At 63.5% G+C, this 17,903-nt stretch carries 8 protein-coding genes; 1 reads left to right on the top strand and 7 read right to left on the bottom strand.

Features of this window, described 5'->3' with window-relative positions; all coding sequences use genetic code 11:
• Positions 1–4: 4 nt before the first annotated feature.
• From NKH03_RS12465 to NKH03_RS12450, 4 genes are all read right to left on the bottom strand, one after another.
• Positions 5–556, bottom strand: a complete 552-nt coding sequence (locus tag NKH03_RS12465) for a L,D-transpeptidase (protein ID WP_352968577.1) — start codon at positions 554–556, stop codon at positions 5–7.
• A gap of 89 nt (positions 557–645) precedes the next feature.
• A complete protein-coding gene (locus tag NKH03_RS12460; RefSeq protein WP_352968639.1) occupies positions 646–1,290 on the bottom strand; it encodes an invasion associated locus B family protein in 645 nt (214 codons plus the stop codon).
• 7 nt (positions 1,291–1,297) lie between these two features.
• Positions 1,298–1,471 (bottom strand): hypothetical protein, encoded by a 174-nt coding sequence (locus NKH03_RS12455; protein WP_352968576.1) that lies wholly within the window; start codon positions 1,469–1,471, stop codon positions 1,298–1,300.
• 473 nt (positions 1,472–1,944) lie between these two features.
• Positions 1,945–4,746, bottom strand: coding sequence for an autotransporter family protein (locus NKH03_RS12450; RefSeq protein ID WP_352968575.1), 2,802 nt, complete (start codon positions 4,744–4,746; stop codon positions 1,945–1,947).
• A gap of 1,111 nt (positions 4,747–5,857) precedes the next feature.
• Here NKH03_RS12450 and NKH03_RS12445 point away from each other — a divergent pair.
• Complete coding sequence (locus NKH03_RS12445; RefSeq protein ID WP_352968574.1) at positions 5,858–6,430, top strand: recombinase family protein; 573 nt, start codon at positions 5,858–5,860, stop codon at positions 6,428–6,430.
• 343 nt (positions 6,431–6,773) lie between these two features.
• Here NKH03_RS12445 and NKH03_RS12440 read toward each other — a convergent pair whose 3' ends face one another.
• The 3 genes from NKH03_RS12440 to NKH03_RS12430 form a co-directional block, all read right to left on the bottom strand.
• Positions 6,774–7,310 carry an invasion associated locus B family protein gene (locus NKH03_RS12440; RefSeq protein ID WP_352968573.1) on the bottom strand — a complete coding sequence of 179 codons (537 nt, stop codon included), beginning with the start codon at positions 7,308–7,310 and terminating at the stop codon, positions 6,774–6,776.
• Positions 7,311–7,386: 76 nt separating this feature from the next.
• Entirely contained in the window at positions 7,387–7,641 is a 255-nt protein-coding gene (locus NKH03_RS12435) for an autotransporter outer membrane beta-barrel domain-containing protein (RefSeq protein WP_352968572.1), read from the bottom strand.
• Positions 7,638–17,723, bottom strand: coding sequence for an autotransporter-associated beta strand repeat-containing protein (locus tag NKH03_RS12430; protein ID WP_352968571.1), 10,086 nt, complete (start codon positions 17,721–17,723; stop codon positions 7,638–7,640). Before NKH03_RS12430 ends, NKH03_RS12435 begins: the two co-directional genes overlap by 4 nt.
• Positions 17,724–17,903: the final 180 nt, after the last annotated feature.

Below are 17,903 nucleotides of genomic sequence, written 5' to 3'. Positions count from 1 at the left end.
TATCCTACAGGACAACGACAGTGGCGCCATTGGACGCTCTGTCATAAAGGTCGATGATATCCTCGTTGAGCATGCGGATGCAGCCGGAGGACGCCTCGGTTCCAATTGTCCACGGTTCTGACGTGCCATGGATACGGTAGAGGGTGTCGACGCCGTTCTGGTAGAGGTAGAGGGCGCGGGCTCCCAGGGGGTTGTGCTGACCCGGTTCTATCCGCCGCGGCAATTGCGGTGTCTGCGCGTGCATGTCATCGGTGGGATACCAGGCTGGCCACTCGGCCTTGCGGCCGATGACCGCCTTGCCCGACCAGGCATGACCCGTTGCACCCACAGCTATCCCATAGCGATGGGCCTTTCCGTCCGAACCGACAAGGTAAAGAAACTTGTGGCCGGTATCGACGACGACCGTGCCCGCGCTGTATCCGGCTGGCGCGGCCACGATGGTGGGCTTGAGGCTGGGATCAAACTTGCGTCTGTCGACGATCTTCACTAGATGGGCTTCGTTCGCATAGGCCCGCTGGCGGCTTTCCAGCTCGCTCTTGGAAAGACCAGGATCCATCAGTCCTGGTGTCGAACAAGAAGCAAGGATGGGCAAAGCTGCTGCGAGCGATATCCAGGAAGCTGCAATCCTTTTTAATGCCATTTTAGCTATTCGTCCCGTGCGGACAGGGCCGCCAGGCGGTCGAGGCCCTGGGCAAATCCCTTGAGCGAGACGTCCAGCTTGACGGGTTGACCTGTGTCGGATGCCGTCATGGCGACGCTTAGTTTTTCATTCGCCCGCAACGCTTCCTCGAACTCCCCATTGGCGGCGATCGGTGCGACACAACCCTGCGGCAGGCAGGTCTTGTAGGATGTCTTGACATAGACATCCTCCTTGATCAGCAGCGACAGTCCCGCTTGCAAATCAAGACCAAACGGCGCGATGACTGTCCCCGACAGCGGCGGCTTGTCCTTGCCGTTCCGGTTGAACACGATCAGCAAAACCCTCTGGCCCGTCTTGTCCTGGCGCAGTTCCTGCGATAGCTGACAGGTGCTTCTTGGCTTGGCGGCAGTGCCGCCTTGTTCCTGATTTTGAACCAGTGCGCATTGGATCACCCAATTGCCATAGGTCTCCGACAGGGCGGAAGGCGCGGCATCCTGAGCGAAGGAATGGCTTGGCATCATAACCGGTGCGCAGGCCAGTCGCGCAAACAGGACAAACGCCTTTTTGCGCGATCGTGCCGTGCGCCCGGGAGAGATCAAGGATCGGCCAGCCCCCGAACATCCAGCCATCCGATCCTTATGCACGGCCATGGTCACGTCAAAGGCCTTTCAAAAGGTTGGCGGCAGCAAGGGCGACAAAGGCAGCGACGAGCAGCCAATAGCTGTAGGCGCCGATCACGGGAACCAACAGGCCAAAGACCGGCAACAGGGACAATACGGCCAGAAGGACTGACAGGATGAAGACAATCTTGGTTGGTGCACTCAATTCCATTTTCGTATCCTCTTGTGGTTGTGCGTGTTCCCTTTTTGGCAACACAGGGCTGGGTTGATTTTTCAGAGGCTCCGCCCAGGCCGGCGGGAGCCTCGACGACCGGCAATCCCCGTGCCTGGGTAGTGGGGAAACAGGAAATGCTCGGTCATCTGGTGTTTGCCGCCTTCTCTCAGACCGGTCGGTGCCCCTTCGGTCAGGAATTCCAGTTCTGCACGTGGCAATGCGTTCCCGATGTCCCCCGCTAGCCCTCTCGCCTTGCCTTGCCGCGGATAATTCTCTTCAGCTCGGCCTTCCGGCGTTCAATGCCCTGCTCCTCAGGGGAGCAAAGGCAAGCCAGAACCCGGCACGATCTCGCTCTGCCGCCTGAGACCAAGGCCCGTTTCCTTGGCAAGCCGCGGGACCCCGTTGCGTACCGTAAGTCTCGGGTTTCCCGATGAATAATGTCGGGAAACTCCGTTATCTGTCGCAGCCTCCTAGAACCTGAGACGGAAGCCGGCGGTGCCGTTCAGGCTGTAGCTGTCGGCAAAGCTTGTCAGGCTGGTCTTGGCCGACACCTCGCCATAGAGCGAGTACTTGTCGTCATGCCAGTTGTAAGAACCGCCAAGACCGACGCTGCCCCAAAGCTTCTCCGGCTCATGCACGAGCTTGGTGCCCGACACATCCACCGAGGAGCCGTCGAGGAACTCGTAATAGAGATTGGAGATCCCGTAGAGATGCGTCCGGCGGGTCTTGCCTTCCTTGTCTTGCCAGCTCTGCTCATGATCGAGCGAAAGCCCAAGGCGTCCATTGAGGCTGTCGCCGTCCGACAGCGATACCCGCTCGCCATTGGGGCCGGTGAAGCTGTCGAAGTCGACCGCCGAATAGACAAGCTGCGCCTGCGGCGTCAGCGTCCAGTTCTCCTTGAGCTGGATGCGCTTGCCGCCCTCCAGGCTCAGCGCATAGCCGAAGCCGTCATTGCCGTCGGCAAGGCCGCCCAGAAGGTTCGAGTTAAGATCGCTGTCATACCAGGTGGCCTGCGCCTGCGCATCGACGTAAAAGCCGTTCTGCTGGTACCAGGTGGCCGTCAGGCCAAGACCATAGCCCTTGGCATCGATCGAGCCATTGCCGAAGACCGACTTCACATCGGCCGAAGCCTCGCCGTAATGCATGGTGATGCCGCCGATCAGCTTGTCACCGGCCTTGTTCTCGTAAAGCTGGCCGTCAACCCCCGCCTGCAGGCGCCACTGGTCGCTGTCATAATCGGTGCGCGAGGTCGACGTATCCGGCTCGAAGTGGCCATGGGCGGCTTCGATGCGCGTCCAGATGGCATTGCCCTCGATGACCGCCCGCCCTCCAGCTCCGGCGTAGTAGTCGGCCTGCTCGTCCGTCACCGTGCATTTGAAGTCCTTTGCGGCGTCCTTGCAGAACACGCTCTCCGCCGGAGCCGGGGCCGGCTCGTTCCAGTAGCGGTTGCCGACACGCTGCTGCAAGGTCGGCAGCCCGTTCAGGCCGAGCAGCACCTGCGGATAGGCCTCGTACACAGGCACACCCGGCTGGTACAGCGGCGGAAGGTTGGGATCCGTCGGATCGATTGGAGTACCCGGGTCGATGTAGATCGACCGCAGATACCAGTTGCCGTCCTGGCCGGCCAAGCCATTTTGCCATAGTCCGTAGCCATAGGCGCCGGCGATGACCTGGCCTGCCGGGTTGGACAGGGTGAATGTGCCGTTAGAGGCACCATCGACATCGACCAGGAGAATGCCGTCGCTGAGGGTCGCTGCTCCCGGACCGCCGACATTGGTGACGAAGATCGAGCTGGTGCCCGCAGTGTCACCGATAACATGCAGGATATCCGACGCCGAACCGTCCGTGCCGAGATAGGTGTCGAGATTGATCGTACCGCCATTGCCAATATAATTGCCCGAGGCGCCGGCGGGGCCGTTCGGGTCTACTGCCACGGTCAGGATATCGCCGACAGTGCCGTTGTCCAGCCGGATCAGACCGGCATTGCTGAGATCGCCGGTGATTGTGAAGGCGCTTTGGCCGAACGACAGCGTGGCACCTGACTGTACGATCAGGCCGAGTTGGTTGCCGCTGACGTCGACCCCGCCGCCGACCAGAAGATCGGTCCCTTGCAGGGCAAGGCTCGTGCCGGAATTAAGTGCAATCGTTTCCCAATTGACCAGCGTCGAACCATCCATCGACCGGGTGCCGCCGTCAAATGTCAGCGTGTCAACGAAACCGTCAGTCGTATAGACGTCATCACCGCCGTCGAGCAGCGTCACGCCAGCAATATTGGCATTGCCGCGTACGGTTGCGAGGTCGGACCCGTTGCCCATTTGAACCTGTCCGCTGGTCACCGAACTGCTCTCGAGGATGAGCTGATCATCGCCATCATTGGTCAGGACGTTGCCGGCAATCGTGCCGGAGCTGGTGATGACTGTCTGACCGTTGCCCTCCCAGATGGCCGTCCCCGAAGCAGCGGTAACGGTGGACCCGGAGGCGATATTGATCGTGCCCGTCTGCACATTGACTGCAGTGCCGTCGTTGACACGAATACCTGCACCGCTGCCGCTGCCGCCGGTCACACTGCCGGCATTGACGTTCACCACATACCCGCCGCCGACAGAACTGACCAAGATACCGTTTCCGTCAACACCCGAGGAGGCCACAGCGCCCGTGTTCTCAATCAGTACGCTGCCCGCTCCCGTCGTGCCTCGAATGCCGCTGGATTGCAGGCCGGTGACCGTTATGGCGCCGGTATTGATCGCCGTCGCGTTGCCTACGGCGCCCTGACTAACTGCTGCGGACATGCCATCAGCTGCGATGCCAGTGGTGGATATCGTCCCCTGATTCACAGCGGTGGCGTCACCCGCACCGTAAAGAACGCGGGCTGCCACGCCCGTTGCGAACTGACCCTGAGTGGACGCAGTCCCGTAGTTGGTGGCGACAGCATCGCCATAACCGAAGACGTCCGCAAAGACACCAATGCCATAGGGCGACCCGTTCGTCGTGATGGTTCCACCCGCCTCGAGAGTCGCAATCGCCGTGCCGTGCATTGTCGAATCAAGATTGTCGATATGCGCACCGATACCGGTGGAATATGGACCGTTCGTCGTGATGCCGCCGCTCGAGGTCGCCGTCGCGGTACCATTGCCGCTGGTCACTGCGTAAACGCCGTAGCCGAATGTGCCGTTGGTGGTAATGGCTCCCGTGTTGCCTGCAGTAGCGTTACCGCCTGTTGCAACCGCTTCGACACCAAAATTGCCATCTAGCGCAGCGAGGCCCGTCGTCACGATGGTTCCGTTGTTTATCGCCGTCGCATTGCCGGTTCCCATGGCATGAGCAAGGAGCCCCTTGGCGCCGTCGGTGCCTCGCGTTTCAATATACGTACCTGTCGAAGAACTGACAACTGCATTGCCAGCGCCTGTAGCGCCGGCATAGAGACCGTAGCCATAATTGCCCTGCGTATAGATACTGACCGCACCGACAGTGTTGACTGTGCTCGTGCCTGTTCCCGCCCCGACGTTCGAAACGCCGACGCCTGTAACCGGTGCTGCCGACGATCCTACGGTGCTCGTTCCAGCCACATTTACCGTAAGATCATTGACGGTATAGGAAATCCCAGTCGGGTAAGCCGGAGCACTGCAATTTGCAGTGCCGCCTGCGGCCACAACGCCGCATTCGTCCGCAGCCTGAACCGAACCCATCGCTAGCAGGCCCATAGCCAGCGCACTCGCCGATACCGATGTCAGCCACTTTACGGCTCTATGCGCAGGAATCCCCGATTTTCTCCCGAAGGTTTGCGGAATATCGACATCGGCTCCGCGCCCAACCTGGTGAAAGCCGCGCGACAGCCGTTTCCTGCCCAGTACAATCGAATTATTCACGTCCATTTATGCCCCCCTTGGCGGCTAACCATCTGGATAATGTTGAAGATGTGCGCGCCCCCGCATCATCCAGTGACGGATGCCTATGCATCCGATTTCCGAACTGCTGCTGCAGCCATGTCTATGAATGCTGGCAAATACCTTTGGCCCGGTGTTTCGGAAATCGGAAAGAAGTCGATCCTATTGGCTGACAATGCTGGCGAGTGCCCGCAAGCCCCAACCGTCCCGGGAAGTACCTCGGGCTCAATCGCTCTCTTGAAAAAATGGAAGAGGCCGCGGTCCGAAACAGCGCACGAATACGGCCCGTCGCTCTTTGTGCAACCTGCAACAAAGGGTCCTTTCAGGTAATAACGTACAAACAGCGAAATGGTTACGGGGACTCTATGATTTTACAGCATTTTTTCCCGAGATGCGGCGATTGTCACTCGACGGACAAAACTGACCCTATATTGTCAACTTTGCGGCAACAGCGGGCCAGCAATGACCTCATCCCCGCCCGCCATACGCGGAAAAACTGATGAAAATAGGATACGCACGTGTTTCAACCGAAGATCAGAAGATGGACCTGCAATTGACCGCGCTGGAAAAGGCGGGCTGCGACCAGATTTTCTCCGACCATGGCCTTTCCGGCAAATCCTTTGACCGTCCAGGACTGAAGGCAGCGCTCGAGGCACTCAAGCCCGGTGACAAGCTCGTCGTCTGGCGGCTCGATCGGCTGGGACGTTCATTGATCAAACTGGTCCAACTGATGGACGAGCTCGGAAAGCGGCAAATCGAGTTCCATTCCCTGATGGAGAATATCGACACCAGTTCTTCCGGCGGGCGTCTGGTGTTCCACATGATGGCAGCATTGTCGGAGTTTGAGCGAGCCCTGATCAGCGAACGGACCCGCGCCGGCATGGAGGCCGCCCGCCAGAGGGGCCGCAAGCTCGGGCGCCGCCCTTCCCTGACACCGGACCAATTGCACGAGGCCGCACTATCCATCAGCCGAAAGGGTGAGAAAGTTCTCGCTGTGGCCAAACACTTCGATGTCACCTCGCGCTCCCTGCGCCGCATGCTTCTCCTGGCCTCGTCAAACCAGACGGTATAAGAGATGGCCCGATCAATCCGTAGTGTATTACGTATATTAGATACTACTAATTCCGGCGGTCCGTCATTGGTGGAATAGGGCGGCAAGCGGAAGGTGCGACGTCGTTTGCCTTCGTGTTTCCCCCGCACGTCAAAGAGCCTGCTGGACCTATATTCATTGTTCATCCATGTAGAACGCGCCGGAGACGAGCAGTGGATACGCTAGCGCAAATCATCGTGCGGCAAACGCCTCCAAAAGGCACGCCAAGCGGTAGCTCGGCTACGCCATCGCAAGAACGGAAATGAGAGAGAGAAATTTAGTGTGCAGTTCTTGCACCCGATCTCACGTCGCGCCGCCGTGACGCCTACGTCTTCCCCAGAACCTGCAGCCGGTCGAATGCCGCCGGAAATCCCTTCAAGGAGATAGTCAGGGCTATCTCCTTGGCATCGGTGGATTGCACCTTCACACGCAGCGCCGTACCGTTGCGAAGGGCGGCAATCCGATCCGCGTCGAAGCTGAGCGGCACGAGGCATCCGCCCGGCACGCAGGTGGAAAACCGCAAGGGCTTGTCCTGCTGCCCGTCGTCGATCTGAAGGATGGCGCCGGCATCGAGCTGCAGGCCGAAGGGCAAGACCAGATTGCCGGACAAGGCATCGTCGCCCTGCTTGCGCAATTCGATGGCGAGCACTCGCTGGCCGTTCTGTTGCGCCTGTTCCTGCGAAATGGAGCATACCGGCTGAGGCGCGACGCTTTGGCAGCCGAGCCGCCAATCCTGGTAGGTTTCCTGCAGAGACGATGCTCCACCCGGCAAAGGGGATGCAGGCTGCTCCTGCGAAAGCGCCGACGCGGCCGCGGAAACGACGACCATTGCGGCCAGTGCCGCGGACCAGTATCTCTTCACAAACATCTCCTATCGCGTGGCGAAGACGGCGCCAACCCGCCATACACTGCAGAAACTATCAGCCACACAGGCTGTCTTACCATTTTACGCTGAATCCGAGCTTGGCGCCTATGACATGGCTGTCGCCGAAATCCTGGAGACTTGTGCGCATGCTCCCCTCTCCGAAGACAGAGTAACGGCCGTCCGCCCAGCTCAGCGAGCCACCGAGGCCGACACCGCCCCACAGCGCCTGATTTTCGCTGACCAGCTTCACGCCCGACACATCGACATCGTTTCCGTCGAGGAAGTCGTAGTAGAGGTTGGCGAGGCCGTAGATATGCGTGCGGCTCACTTGCCCTGCGGCATCCGCCCACTGGCCCTCATAGTCCGCGGAGAGCCGAGACGGCCGACAAGGCTGTCGCTGCTGCCGGGCGACACGACGGCGCCGAACGGGTCGGTGAACGCGTCGAAGTCGACCGACGAATGGGCAAGCTGGGCCTGCGGCGTCAGCGACCATTTGTCGTTGAGGGCGATCTTCTGTCCGGCCTCGAGACTCAGGCCATAGCCGAAACCGTTGTTGCCGTCCGCAAGCGTGGTGCCCAGCGTGGCCGACCGGATGTCACTGTCATACCACGTCGCCCGAGCCTGGGCGTCGACGTAGAAGCCACTGTTGCCGAACCAGGTGAGCGTGCCGCCGACGCCGTAGCCGGTGGCGGCGATCGACCCCACCCCATAGATCGAGGAGACGTTTGACGACACGGTTCCGTAGTGGGCCGTGATCCCCCCGATCAGGATACCGGCCTCGCTTTCGTGCAGCAGGCCATCGACGCCCGCCTCAAGCTTCCAGGTGGTCACGTCATAGTTCGTGCCGGTGGTCGACGTCTCCGGCTCGATCTTGGCGTGAGCTGCCTCGATGCGCGCCCAGATTGCCTTGCCGTCGACCGGGCCCTGGCCTGGCAGGTCCGCACCCTCCGGCGTCGCGCCCTCGCCCCACGATCGGTTGCCGATGCGCTGCTGCAAGGTGCCCAGTTCATTGAAGCTCTGCAGCACCCCTTCATAGGCCTCGTACAGCGGCACGCCCGGCTGATAGAGCGGTCCCTGCGGGCCGGTCGGATTGACAAGCGCCGAGCGCAGGTACCAGTCGCCGTCCGCCGGCGCGCTGACACCGTTCTTGTAGAGCCGGTATGCATAGGCGCCACCCACCACCGCCTGATCGCCCTGGAAGACATAATCGCCGACCAGGCTGAAGGCACCGTTGGAGGTCCCGCCAATATCGACCACCTTGATGCCCTCGACGGTTTGCGCCCCGCCGCCGCCGAGATTGGTGATCTTCAGATCGGTGGTGCCCGACGTATTGCCGGTGACCACGAGCCTGTCGGTCGGTGAAGCATCGCCGCCGAGCTGGCTCTCGATCTCCAGCGTGCCGCCATTGCCAACATAGTTGCCGGCAACGGTCAGCGTGCCGGGCACGCCTGTATTGCCGACCGCGATGGTGCCGCCGGCGAAGTTGTTCGTGTCGCACACCGTGCCGGTGCCCTCGAGCCGGCCGCCCGAGTTCACATTGACGGTGCCGCACAGGCTGCCCGAGACGGAAAGTGTGCCACCGTCGATCGAGGTCGTGCCGGCAAAGCCCGAGCTATCCGAGGTGACCGCCATGGTGCCCGTGCCGCTCTTGGTCAGGGTGCCGGCGCCGGTCAGCGTCCCATCCCAGGTCAGCGTCGTGCCAGCGTCGGTCAGCACCGTGCCTTGGCCGAGAAGGTTCATCGCGCGGCCGCTGTTGAAACTCGCCGTCGTGTGCAGCGTGCCGCCGTTGAAAGCGAGATCGCCGGACGCATCACCGAGATTGGCGTCGGTCGAGACCTGCAGCGTACCGCCATTGATCGCAGTGCCGCCGGTATAGCTGTTGCTGGCGGTGAGCACGAGCGTCCCGAGATCGGTCTTGATCAGTTGGGTGTTGCCGGTCAGCCGCGAGGCGATGGTGGCCGTGATGCTGGCTCCGGCCGCGGTGCCGTCGCCGACACGGAGGGTCGATGTCGAGCCGCCGGCGAGGTCAAGCGGACCGCCTTGGATGAGATAGCCGTCCGTGAGGAACTGCATGCCGGAAGCCATCACCTGGCCGAGGCCGTTGTCCACCGTCACCGTGCCCGCCGCGCCTGCGAAGATGGCGAAGGAGCCGTCCGAGAAGGGCGCGTTGACCGCCCCTGTGCTGTCGGCCCAATTGTCGTTGCCAGTCGAGCCCTGCCAGGCGCCGTCGCCGCCATTGACGACGCCGTCGAACTTCGGACCAGCAGCGCCGTCCCAGTAGTTCAGTGTCAGCCCTTCTGTATTGACGAGGTTGACCTGGTTGGCGATTGCCGTCTGGACGAAGTAGTCCGTTGATGGGATCGTTCCGATCGACAGCCCATTGTCGGTCAGCGCACCGTTGTAGCTGAACACCCGGTATACGCCGGGTCCAAATGTGCCGCCGGGCGAAACCGACACGTTGAGCGTGCCGTCGAGCACCAGGTTGCCGCCGACGGTGGTCAGGTCGTTGAGAGCCCCGCCCGCCACCTTGGCCTGGCCGAAGCTGTAGTTCATTGTTGAGCCGCCGCTCAGTGACAGGTCGCCAAGGATGTTCAGCGTGCCGACGCCACCGCCGGCGCCGCCCGGCGACAGTGTGGCGCCATCGGCAACCGTGACATTACCGCCAATGGTGCCGGTGCCGCCCAGCGTGCCGCTGCTGTTGACGCTGGTAAGGCCGGTGGCCACCGCCTGGTTGCCGTTGACGATCAGGCTGCCGGCGGAAACTGTCGTGTTGCCGGAATATGTATTGTCGCCAGTGAGAATGAGCGCGCTGCTACCGGTCTTGGTGAGGGCGCCCGCGCCGCCGATCAGGCCCGACAGTGTCAGATCGGCATCGGTTTCGAAAGTGCCGCCGCCGGCATTGAGCGTAACGCCACGGGCCGAGCCGAACGACGCCATGTTGCGCAGCGTGCCGCCGTCGAAGCTGAGCGCTCCAGCCGCAGCACCCAGATTGCCATCGCTCGCCACCTGCAGCGTGCCGCTGTTGATCGCGGTGCCGCCGGTGTAGCTGTTGGTTCCACCGAGCACCAGCGTACCGAGATCGGTCTTCACTAGCTGGGTGTTGCCGGTCAGGTTCGAATTGACGGTCGCGACGTAGGCCGCACCGGCGGACGTTCCGTCGCCGACGCGAATGGTCGATTGCGGCGCGACCAGCGCGATGTCTTCTCCCTGGATCACATAACCGCCGGTGGCGAACTGCATGCCCGCGGCCCGCACCTGGCCGTTGGTGTTGTCGACGATCACCGTACCCGCGGCGCCGGCGAAGATGGCGAAGCTCGCATTGGAGAACGGTGCGTTGATGTCGCCCGCCTGCTCGGTCCAGTTGTCGTCGCCCGCGGCACGCCAGGTGCCGTTGCCGCCGTCGACAAGGTTGTTGTTCTTGGGCCCGGCATCGCCGTCCCAGAAGTTCAGCGTCATTGCGCTAATGTCGAGCAGGTTCACCTGGCCAGCTATCGAGGTCTGCACCACGTAATCGGGCAAGCTCTCGGAAAGGCCGTTGTCGGTGAGCGTCCCGTCATAGCTGATGATGCGGTAGATGCCCGGGCCGAAATTGCCGCCGGGCGTCTGGGCGACGTTTAGCTGCCCGTCGAGAACGAGATCGCCGTGCACGACCGTGAGGTCGTTGAACGCGCCGCCCACGACATTCGCCTGGCCGAAATTGTAGTTGAGCGTTGCAGCGGCCCCGAGTGTCAGGTCGCCGTTGATCGTCAGCGTCTGCGGCGTCGCCCCGACATCGCCCGGGTTCAGCGCGCCGCCATCCAGCACCGCGACGTCGCCGCCAACCGTGCCGATGCCGCCAAGCACGCCGCCTGCCTCGACCGTCGTTGTACCGGTTGCCGCCGACTGATCGCCGTCGACGATGAGCGTGCCCTCGCGCACATTGGTCGCACCGGTGTAGCTGTTGTTGCCGGTCAGGATCGTGACGCCGCCGCCGATCTGTTCAACCGCGCCGGTGCCCGAGATAAGGCCGGCAAAAGTGTAGGTGTCCGAGCGGTCGAAGGCGAGCGTGGCGTTGTCGAGCACATCGCCGATCAGCGATCCCGAGGTGCCGCCATTGCCAAGCTGCAGCGTGCCGGCGGAGATAGTCGTGCCGCCTGTGTAGGTGTTCGCGCCGGTAAAGATGGTCGTACCGGTGCCGATCTGGTTCACCGTGCCCGTGCCGGAGATTACGCCGCCATAGACCAATGTATCGGAGCGGTCGAAGGCGAGCGCGGCGTTGTCGAGCACATTGCCGATCAGCGAACCCGAGGTTCCGCCATTGCCGAGCTGCAGCGTGCCGGCCGAGATCGTCGTCCCGCCGGTGTAGGTTTCGTCCGCCATCAGAACAAGCGCGCTGTTGCCGGTCTTGGTGAGCGCACCGGCGCCACCGAACAGGCCCGACAGGGTAAGAGCGGCATCGGTTTCGAAAGTACCGCCGCCGGCATTGAGCGTAACGCCGCGCGACGAGCTGAGCGACGCCGTGTTGCGCAGCGTGCCGCCGTCGAAGCTGAGTGCTGAGGCCGCGGCACCGAGATTGGCGTCGCTGGAGACCTGCAGCGTGCCGCTGTTGATGGCGGTGCCGCCGGTGTAGCTGTTGGCCCCGGCCAGCACCAGCGTGCCGAGATCGGTCTTCACCAGCTGGGTGTTGCCGGTCAGGTTCGAATTGATCGTCGCGACGTAGGCTGCTCCGGCGCCCGTACCGTCGCCGACGCGAATGGTCGATGTCGGACCGACTAGGGCGAGGTCGTTGCCTTGGACGAGGTATCCGCCGGTGGCGAACTGCATGCCCACGGCCTGAACCTGGCCATTGGTGTCGTCGACCGTCACCGTGCCCGCGGTGCCAGCAAAGATGGCGAAGCTGGCATTGGCGAACGGCGCGGCGAAGACGCCGGTGTCGTCGGTCCAGTTCTGGTCGCCCGCCGCCTGCCAGGTGCCGTTGCCGCCATTGACGATGCTGTTGGAATGCGGCCCGGCGTCGCCGTCCCAGTAGCTCAGCGTCAGGCCGGCCGAATTGACCAGATTGACCTGGTTGGCGATCGAGGTCTGCACGAAATAGTTCGGATCGCTGACGGTCAGGCCATTGTTGGTGAGCGCGCCATTGTAGTTCATGACGCGATAGAGGCCAGGGCCGAACGTGCCGCCGGGGCTGGTCGTGATGTTCATCTGGCCATCCAGCGTAAGATTGCCGCCGACATTGATCAGGTCGTTGAACGCGCCGCCGGCGACATTCGCCTGGCCGAAATTGTAGTTGAGGGCCGAGCTGTCGTTGAGCGCAAGACTGCCGTTGATCGTCAGGATTCCGGCGGCATTGCCGACGCCCGGATTAAGAGCACCGCCGTCGGCGACGGTGACACCGCCGCCGATGATGCCGGTGCCGCCCAGCGTCGCCCCGCTGGCGACCGAGGTCAGCCCCGTCGCGCTCGACTGGTTGCCGTTGACGAGCAGGGTGCCCGCATTGACGTTGGTCGCGCCGGTATAGCTGTTGGTGCCGGTGAGCGTCGTGACCCCGGTGCCCAGCTTGTTCACCACGCCGCTGCCCGAGATCGCGCCGCCAAAGGTGTAGGCGCTGTTCAGGTTGAAGGCGAGCGTGCCGTTGTTCGTCACGGTTGGCGTCGTGAGCGCGCCGGCCGCCGCGCCGTTGCCGACCTGCAGCGTACCGGCCTGGATCGTCGTGCCGGCGCTGTAGCTTTGATTGCCGGTCAGGATCAATGCGCCCGAGCCTTGCTTGAGGAGGCTCTCGAAGCTGGTGACGTTGGCGCTATCGAGGGTGCGGCCTGCGGCGGTGTTCACCTGCAGCGTGTCGCCGGTTCCGCTCTCGCCGCCAGTGCCGGCATTGACGCCGGTGCCGCTCAACACGGCGGTATCATTGAGCACCAGCGTATCGTTGCCGGCGCCAAGGTTCAGCGCGGCGGCGCCCGTATTGAGGGTGCCACTGACATTGACGACGTCGTTGCCGCCACCGAGGTCGCCATTGGCCTGCAACGTGCCGCCCGCATTGACGTTGATCGTGCTCGCCCCCGCGTCGCCGGTCACCGTCGAAGGCGTGGCGCCGGGTGCCTGCACGGTGCCGTTCACGGTCAGCGTGCCGGCGCCGGTCATGGCGATCGTCGCGGTGGCCAGAGCGCCGTTCACTTGCAGCGTGCCGGCGCTGATGCTGGTCGCGCCGATGGCGTTGCCGGCCGAGGTCAGCACCGTGGTGCCGGTGCCGATCTGCGCCAGGCTGCCGGGCCCGCTCAGCGTTCCCGTGAAGTTGAACGTGTCGCTGCGGTTGATCGACAGCGTCGAGGTCGGGGCGTTGACGATCACATTGCCGGCGCCGGCATTGCCTGACGTGCCGCCATTGCCGATCATCAGATTGCCGTTGTTGATAACGGTGTTGCCGGTGAATGTGTTGTTGCCGGTCAGCACCCAGGTGCCGCTGTCGTTCTTGGCCAGCGTGGTGATGCCGGTGCCGGCATTGCCGATCGATCCGGCGAGCGTGTTGTTGCCGGTGTTGGTGCCGCCTAGCGCGATGGTGCGCGCCTGGTTGGTGCCCGCCAGGGTCACCGGTCCCGTGTCGGTAAAGACCACTGCGCCCGTGCCCGAGGATTCGACGAAGGTGGTGCCGGCCGAAAGGGTGAACAGGCGGTTGGTGATGTCGCCCGCGCCGGTGTAGCGCAGCGTCGAGCCGTTGCCGATGATCAGATTGGACGCGGCGGCCGACGACGCGCCGATGCTGCTCGCGATGCCGCCATTAGAGAGCTTGTCCACCCCGAGTACGCCACCATTGATCGTGGTGACGCCGGTATAGCTGCTGCTCGGGTTGTTGAGAATCCAGGTGCCGAGACCGTCTTTGCTGAGCGACGTCACGCCCGCGCCATTGTTGGTGATCCGCGCGGCCAGGCTGTTATTGCCGGTATTGGTGCCGCCGAGCGTCAGCGTCTGACTGGTGTTGGCAGTCGAGAACCCGATCGGCCCGGTGCCGGTAAACGCGATCGCACCCGTGCCGGAAGCCTCCAGCCTGCTTGCGGCCGAGGCGCCGAGCGTGAACAGGCGATCCGTGCTTCCGGCCGCGCCGGTGTAGCGCAGGGTTCCGCCATTGAGGATCAGATTGCTTGCGCTGGCGCTGGAAGCGCCGATCGCACTGTTGCTGCCGCCATTGGCCAGGCATGAAGCCTCGATCACGCCAGCGTTGATCGTGGTGCTGCCGGTATAGCTGCTGCTACAACCCGTGAGAATTTGGGTGATGGCACCATTCTTGACGAGGCCGCCGCTGCCGCTGATGGCGCCAGCATAGCTGGCGGTCCCGGAAGGCCAGTTCAGCGTCAGCGTCGCCGTGCCGAGCGTGACGTTGCCGCCGAGCGCACCGCCCCCGTTTAGATAGCCGACGGTGTTGTTGAAGCCGGCAAGATCGAGTGTGACACCAGCGGTGTTTGAGAGCGCGACCCCTCCCGACCCGAAGGCGCTGGTCGAGCCGGCGCGCAAGATCCCCGCGGTGACGGACGTGCCGCCGGTGTAGGTGTTGGCGCCGGACAGGACCAAGGTACCAGTGCCCGCCTTCTGCAACAGCCCTGTACCTCCAACCGCGCCGCTGAATTGAAGCGTGGCGGCGGGATTGTTAACCGTGAGGGTTCCAGTCCCGCCCAGCGTGAACCCGCGATTGGTGGTTGTGCTGCCGCCGGTGTAGATCAGGTTGCCGTTATTCAGGACCAGATTGGCGGAAGCACTGCTCGACGCGCCGATGCCACTGGCAAGCCCGCCATTGGCGAGACAGTCCACGCTCAACGTCCCACCACTTACTGAAGTGGCGCCGGTATAGCTGTTGTTGCAGCCGACGATCGTCTGGACGCCGCCGGCCGTCTGGAAGAAGCCGCCGCTGCCGCTGATCGCGCCGGTGAAAGTGCCACTAGCGCCGCCCGAGGTCAGCGTGGCCGAACCCAGGACGACGGAGCCGCCGCCGGCAAGTGCACCGACCCTGTTTGCGAATCCGGCGAGATCCAGCGTCGCGCCTGCATTGACGGTCATCAGTGCGGTTTGGCTGCCGAACGCCTGAACCGAACCCGCACGCAGTGCGCCGGCGGTGATCGTCGTACCGCCCGAGTAGAGATTGGTGCCGGACAGCAGCAGCGTGCCGCCGCCTTCCTTGATCAGCCCGCCAGAACCGATCGCCGTGCCGCTGAGCGTCAGCGTGGCGGCAGGATCGCTCACGCCGATCCGGCCATTGCCAGTCCCCAGCGTGAAACCGCGGTCGCTGCTGCCCGTTACGCCCGTATATTGCAGCCCGCCGCCGCCCTGGAGCACAAGGTTCGCGGAATCCGCTGTCGATGCGCCGATGCCGCTTGCCACGCCGCCGTTCGCCAGCGCGTTGACCGACAGGGTGCCGGCCGATACCGTCGTGATACCGGTGTAGGTGTTGGCGGCGTTCGCGAGCGTCAGCGTGCCCGAGCCGGTCTTGGTCAGGCTGGCGTCGTCCGGGCCGACGACCACGCCACCGAAAGTCAGGTTGGCGCCGCCATTGTCGACCTGGATCGTGCGCGACGGACCGCCGTTCACCAGCGTGAAGCCGCGATCAGTCGTCGCCGTGCCGCCCGTATACTCCAACGTGCCGCTCTCGATCACCAGGTTCGATGAGGCCGCCGACGATGCGCCGATGCTGCTCGCCACGCCGCCATTGGCGACGCTGTTGACGACGAGCGTGCCACCGCTGAGCGTCGTTCCACCGGTGTAGGTGTTGGCGCCGGTCAAGGAGACGCGACCGATGCCGCCCTTGATGAAGCCGGTGGCGCCACCATTGTCGACGATCGCCGATGCGATCGTGAACGTGCCGCTGCCGGTGCCGTTGTGAAGGACGCCGACAGTGCCGCCGCCGGCGCTGCCGGTGAGCGAGCCGCCGGTGATCGTCTGGCTGGCATTGCCGACGCTGGAGGCGACGATGATCGTGCCGTCCACGCCTAGCGTGTTGCCGCCGCCCACGGTGACCGTGGAATCGGCGGCCGCGGTATATTTGAGGCCGCCGAGCCGGACGCTGCCGGCGACGGTGTTGAAGAAGGCGGTATTGGCCGCTCCTCCAGCATCGCTGACGACGTCGCCGGTCGCCCAGGTGCTGGCGTCATCCTTGTTCGCATAGGCGGTGAAGGCGGTGATGGTGCTCGCCTGCACCTGCGCATAGTCCGTGCCGTTGACCGTCGCCCATCCCAGGGCTTCATCGCCGTTGGTCGTGGTGATGGCGCCGCTGGTGGGCAGCGTGAAGTCCATCAGACCGCCCGTGTGCGTCAGCGCGCCGAGGTTCAACGTCATGCTGCCACCCGCGCCGGAGGTCGCAACGATGCGGTTGTTGCCTGCGGTGACGTTCAGCCCATTGAAAGTCTGACTGTTCCCCAGGCCCGTCGCCCCGGTGAGGGTAAGCGTGCCGCCGGCCATGTTGAGGGTGGACGCGCTCGATATGATGTCGTTGGCCGGCGCCCCTGCGGCGCCGAAATTCAGCGCCAGCGAGCCGCCGTTGATGGTCGTGTCGCCGGTGTAGGTGCTTTGCCCGTTCAGCGTCAGGCTGCTCGTGCCGCGCTTGACGAGGCCGCCGGTGCCGGTGATGCTGCCGGCATAGCTCGTGCTGGCAGCGCCGTTGACCGTCAGGTCGGCGCCGTTGAGCGCCACGCTGCCGCCCGTTCCCGCAAGCGAGGTGACTATGATATCGTGCGTGTTGAGGTCCAGCGTACCGCCGTTGACGACCATCGCGTTCGGTGTGCCGAACGCCTGGCTGCTGCCGGCCTGGAGGGTTCCGCTGGTGACTGTGGTTACCCCGGTGAAGCTGTTGGCGCCGCTGAGCAGCCAGGTATTGCCTGCGCTGCCGTTCATGACGAGATTGCCGGCGCCCGAAATTACGCCCGATAAGGTGTTGTTGCCCGCGAAGCTGCCGCCGAGAGTGAAAGTGTCCGCTGGAGCAGCCGCATTGAAAGCAACCGCTCCGCTAAGGGCAAGCGCGCCCGTACCGTCGTTGAGGACGCTGCTGCTGCCATTGATCGAAAGCCCGCGATTGGTGCTGCTCCCGGTGCCGATATAGGACAGCGCGCCGTTGTTGAGCGAGATGGTCCCGACGCCGGCACCGGTCCCCAGCGAACTCGCGGCGCCCTGGTCGGCCAGTGCGTTTGCCCTAAGGGTGACGGCCTGGAGCGTGACGGCACCGGCAAAGGTGTTGGCACCATTCAGTGTAATGCTGCGGTTTGTCCCGCCGCCGCTGAATACAAACGGTCGGGTTGCACGGTTGCTGCTGATGACGCCAAGCAGCGCCAGGTCCGCGGTCTGCGCATCCAGAATGACGGACGCGTCATACCCTCCCCCCGCGATTATGTCTCCGGTAACCGTTAGCGTGCCAGTTCCCTGGTTTCTCAGAGCCGAGGAGCCAGTGCTGGGCGCCATGTTCCAGCCGCGGTTTGAGGTATTGCCGCTGCCAAGATAGATGGCGGAGGCGTTGCGGACGGAGACTGCGCCATTGGCCGCCGTGGTCGCCGCTCCCAGGGCGCTCGCCTCGCCCAGATTGCCGATCGATGTGAAGGACAGGTTGGAGCCATCGGTACCTACCCCCCCGGTGAAATCGTT

It is taken from the genome of Mesorhizobium sp. M1406 (genome assembly GCF_040317555.1).
Lineage (GTDB): Bacteria > Pseudomonadota > Alphaproteobacteria > Rhizobiales > Rhizobiaceae > Mesorhizobium.
This window is presented reverse-complemented; position numbering and strand designations above follow the sequence as displayed.

Bases quoted from the DNA above. Each gene is read 5' to 3' on its own strand.
- NKH03_RS12465 (WP_352968577.1), bottom strand. From the start codon at position 556: ATGGATCCTGGTCTTTCCAAGAGCGAGCTGGAAAGCCGCCAGCGGGCC.
- NKH03_RS12460 (WP_352968639.1), bottom strand. From the start codon at position 1,290: ATGGCCGTGCATAAGGATCGGATGGCTGGATGTTCGGGGGCTGGCCGA.
- NKH03_RS12455 (WP_352968576.1), bottom strand. From the start codon at position 1,471: ATGGAATTGAGTGCACCAACCAAGATTGTCTTCATCCTGTCAGTCCTT.
- NKH03_RS12445 (WP_352968574.1), top strand. From the start codon at position 5,858: ATGAAAATAGGATACGCACGTGTTTCAACCGAAGATCAGAAGATGGAC.
- NKH03_RS12430 (WP_352968571.1), bottom strand. From the start codon at position 17,723: ATGGCGCCCAGCACTGGCTCCTCGGCTCTGAGAAACCAGGGAACTGGC.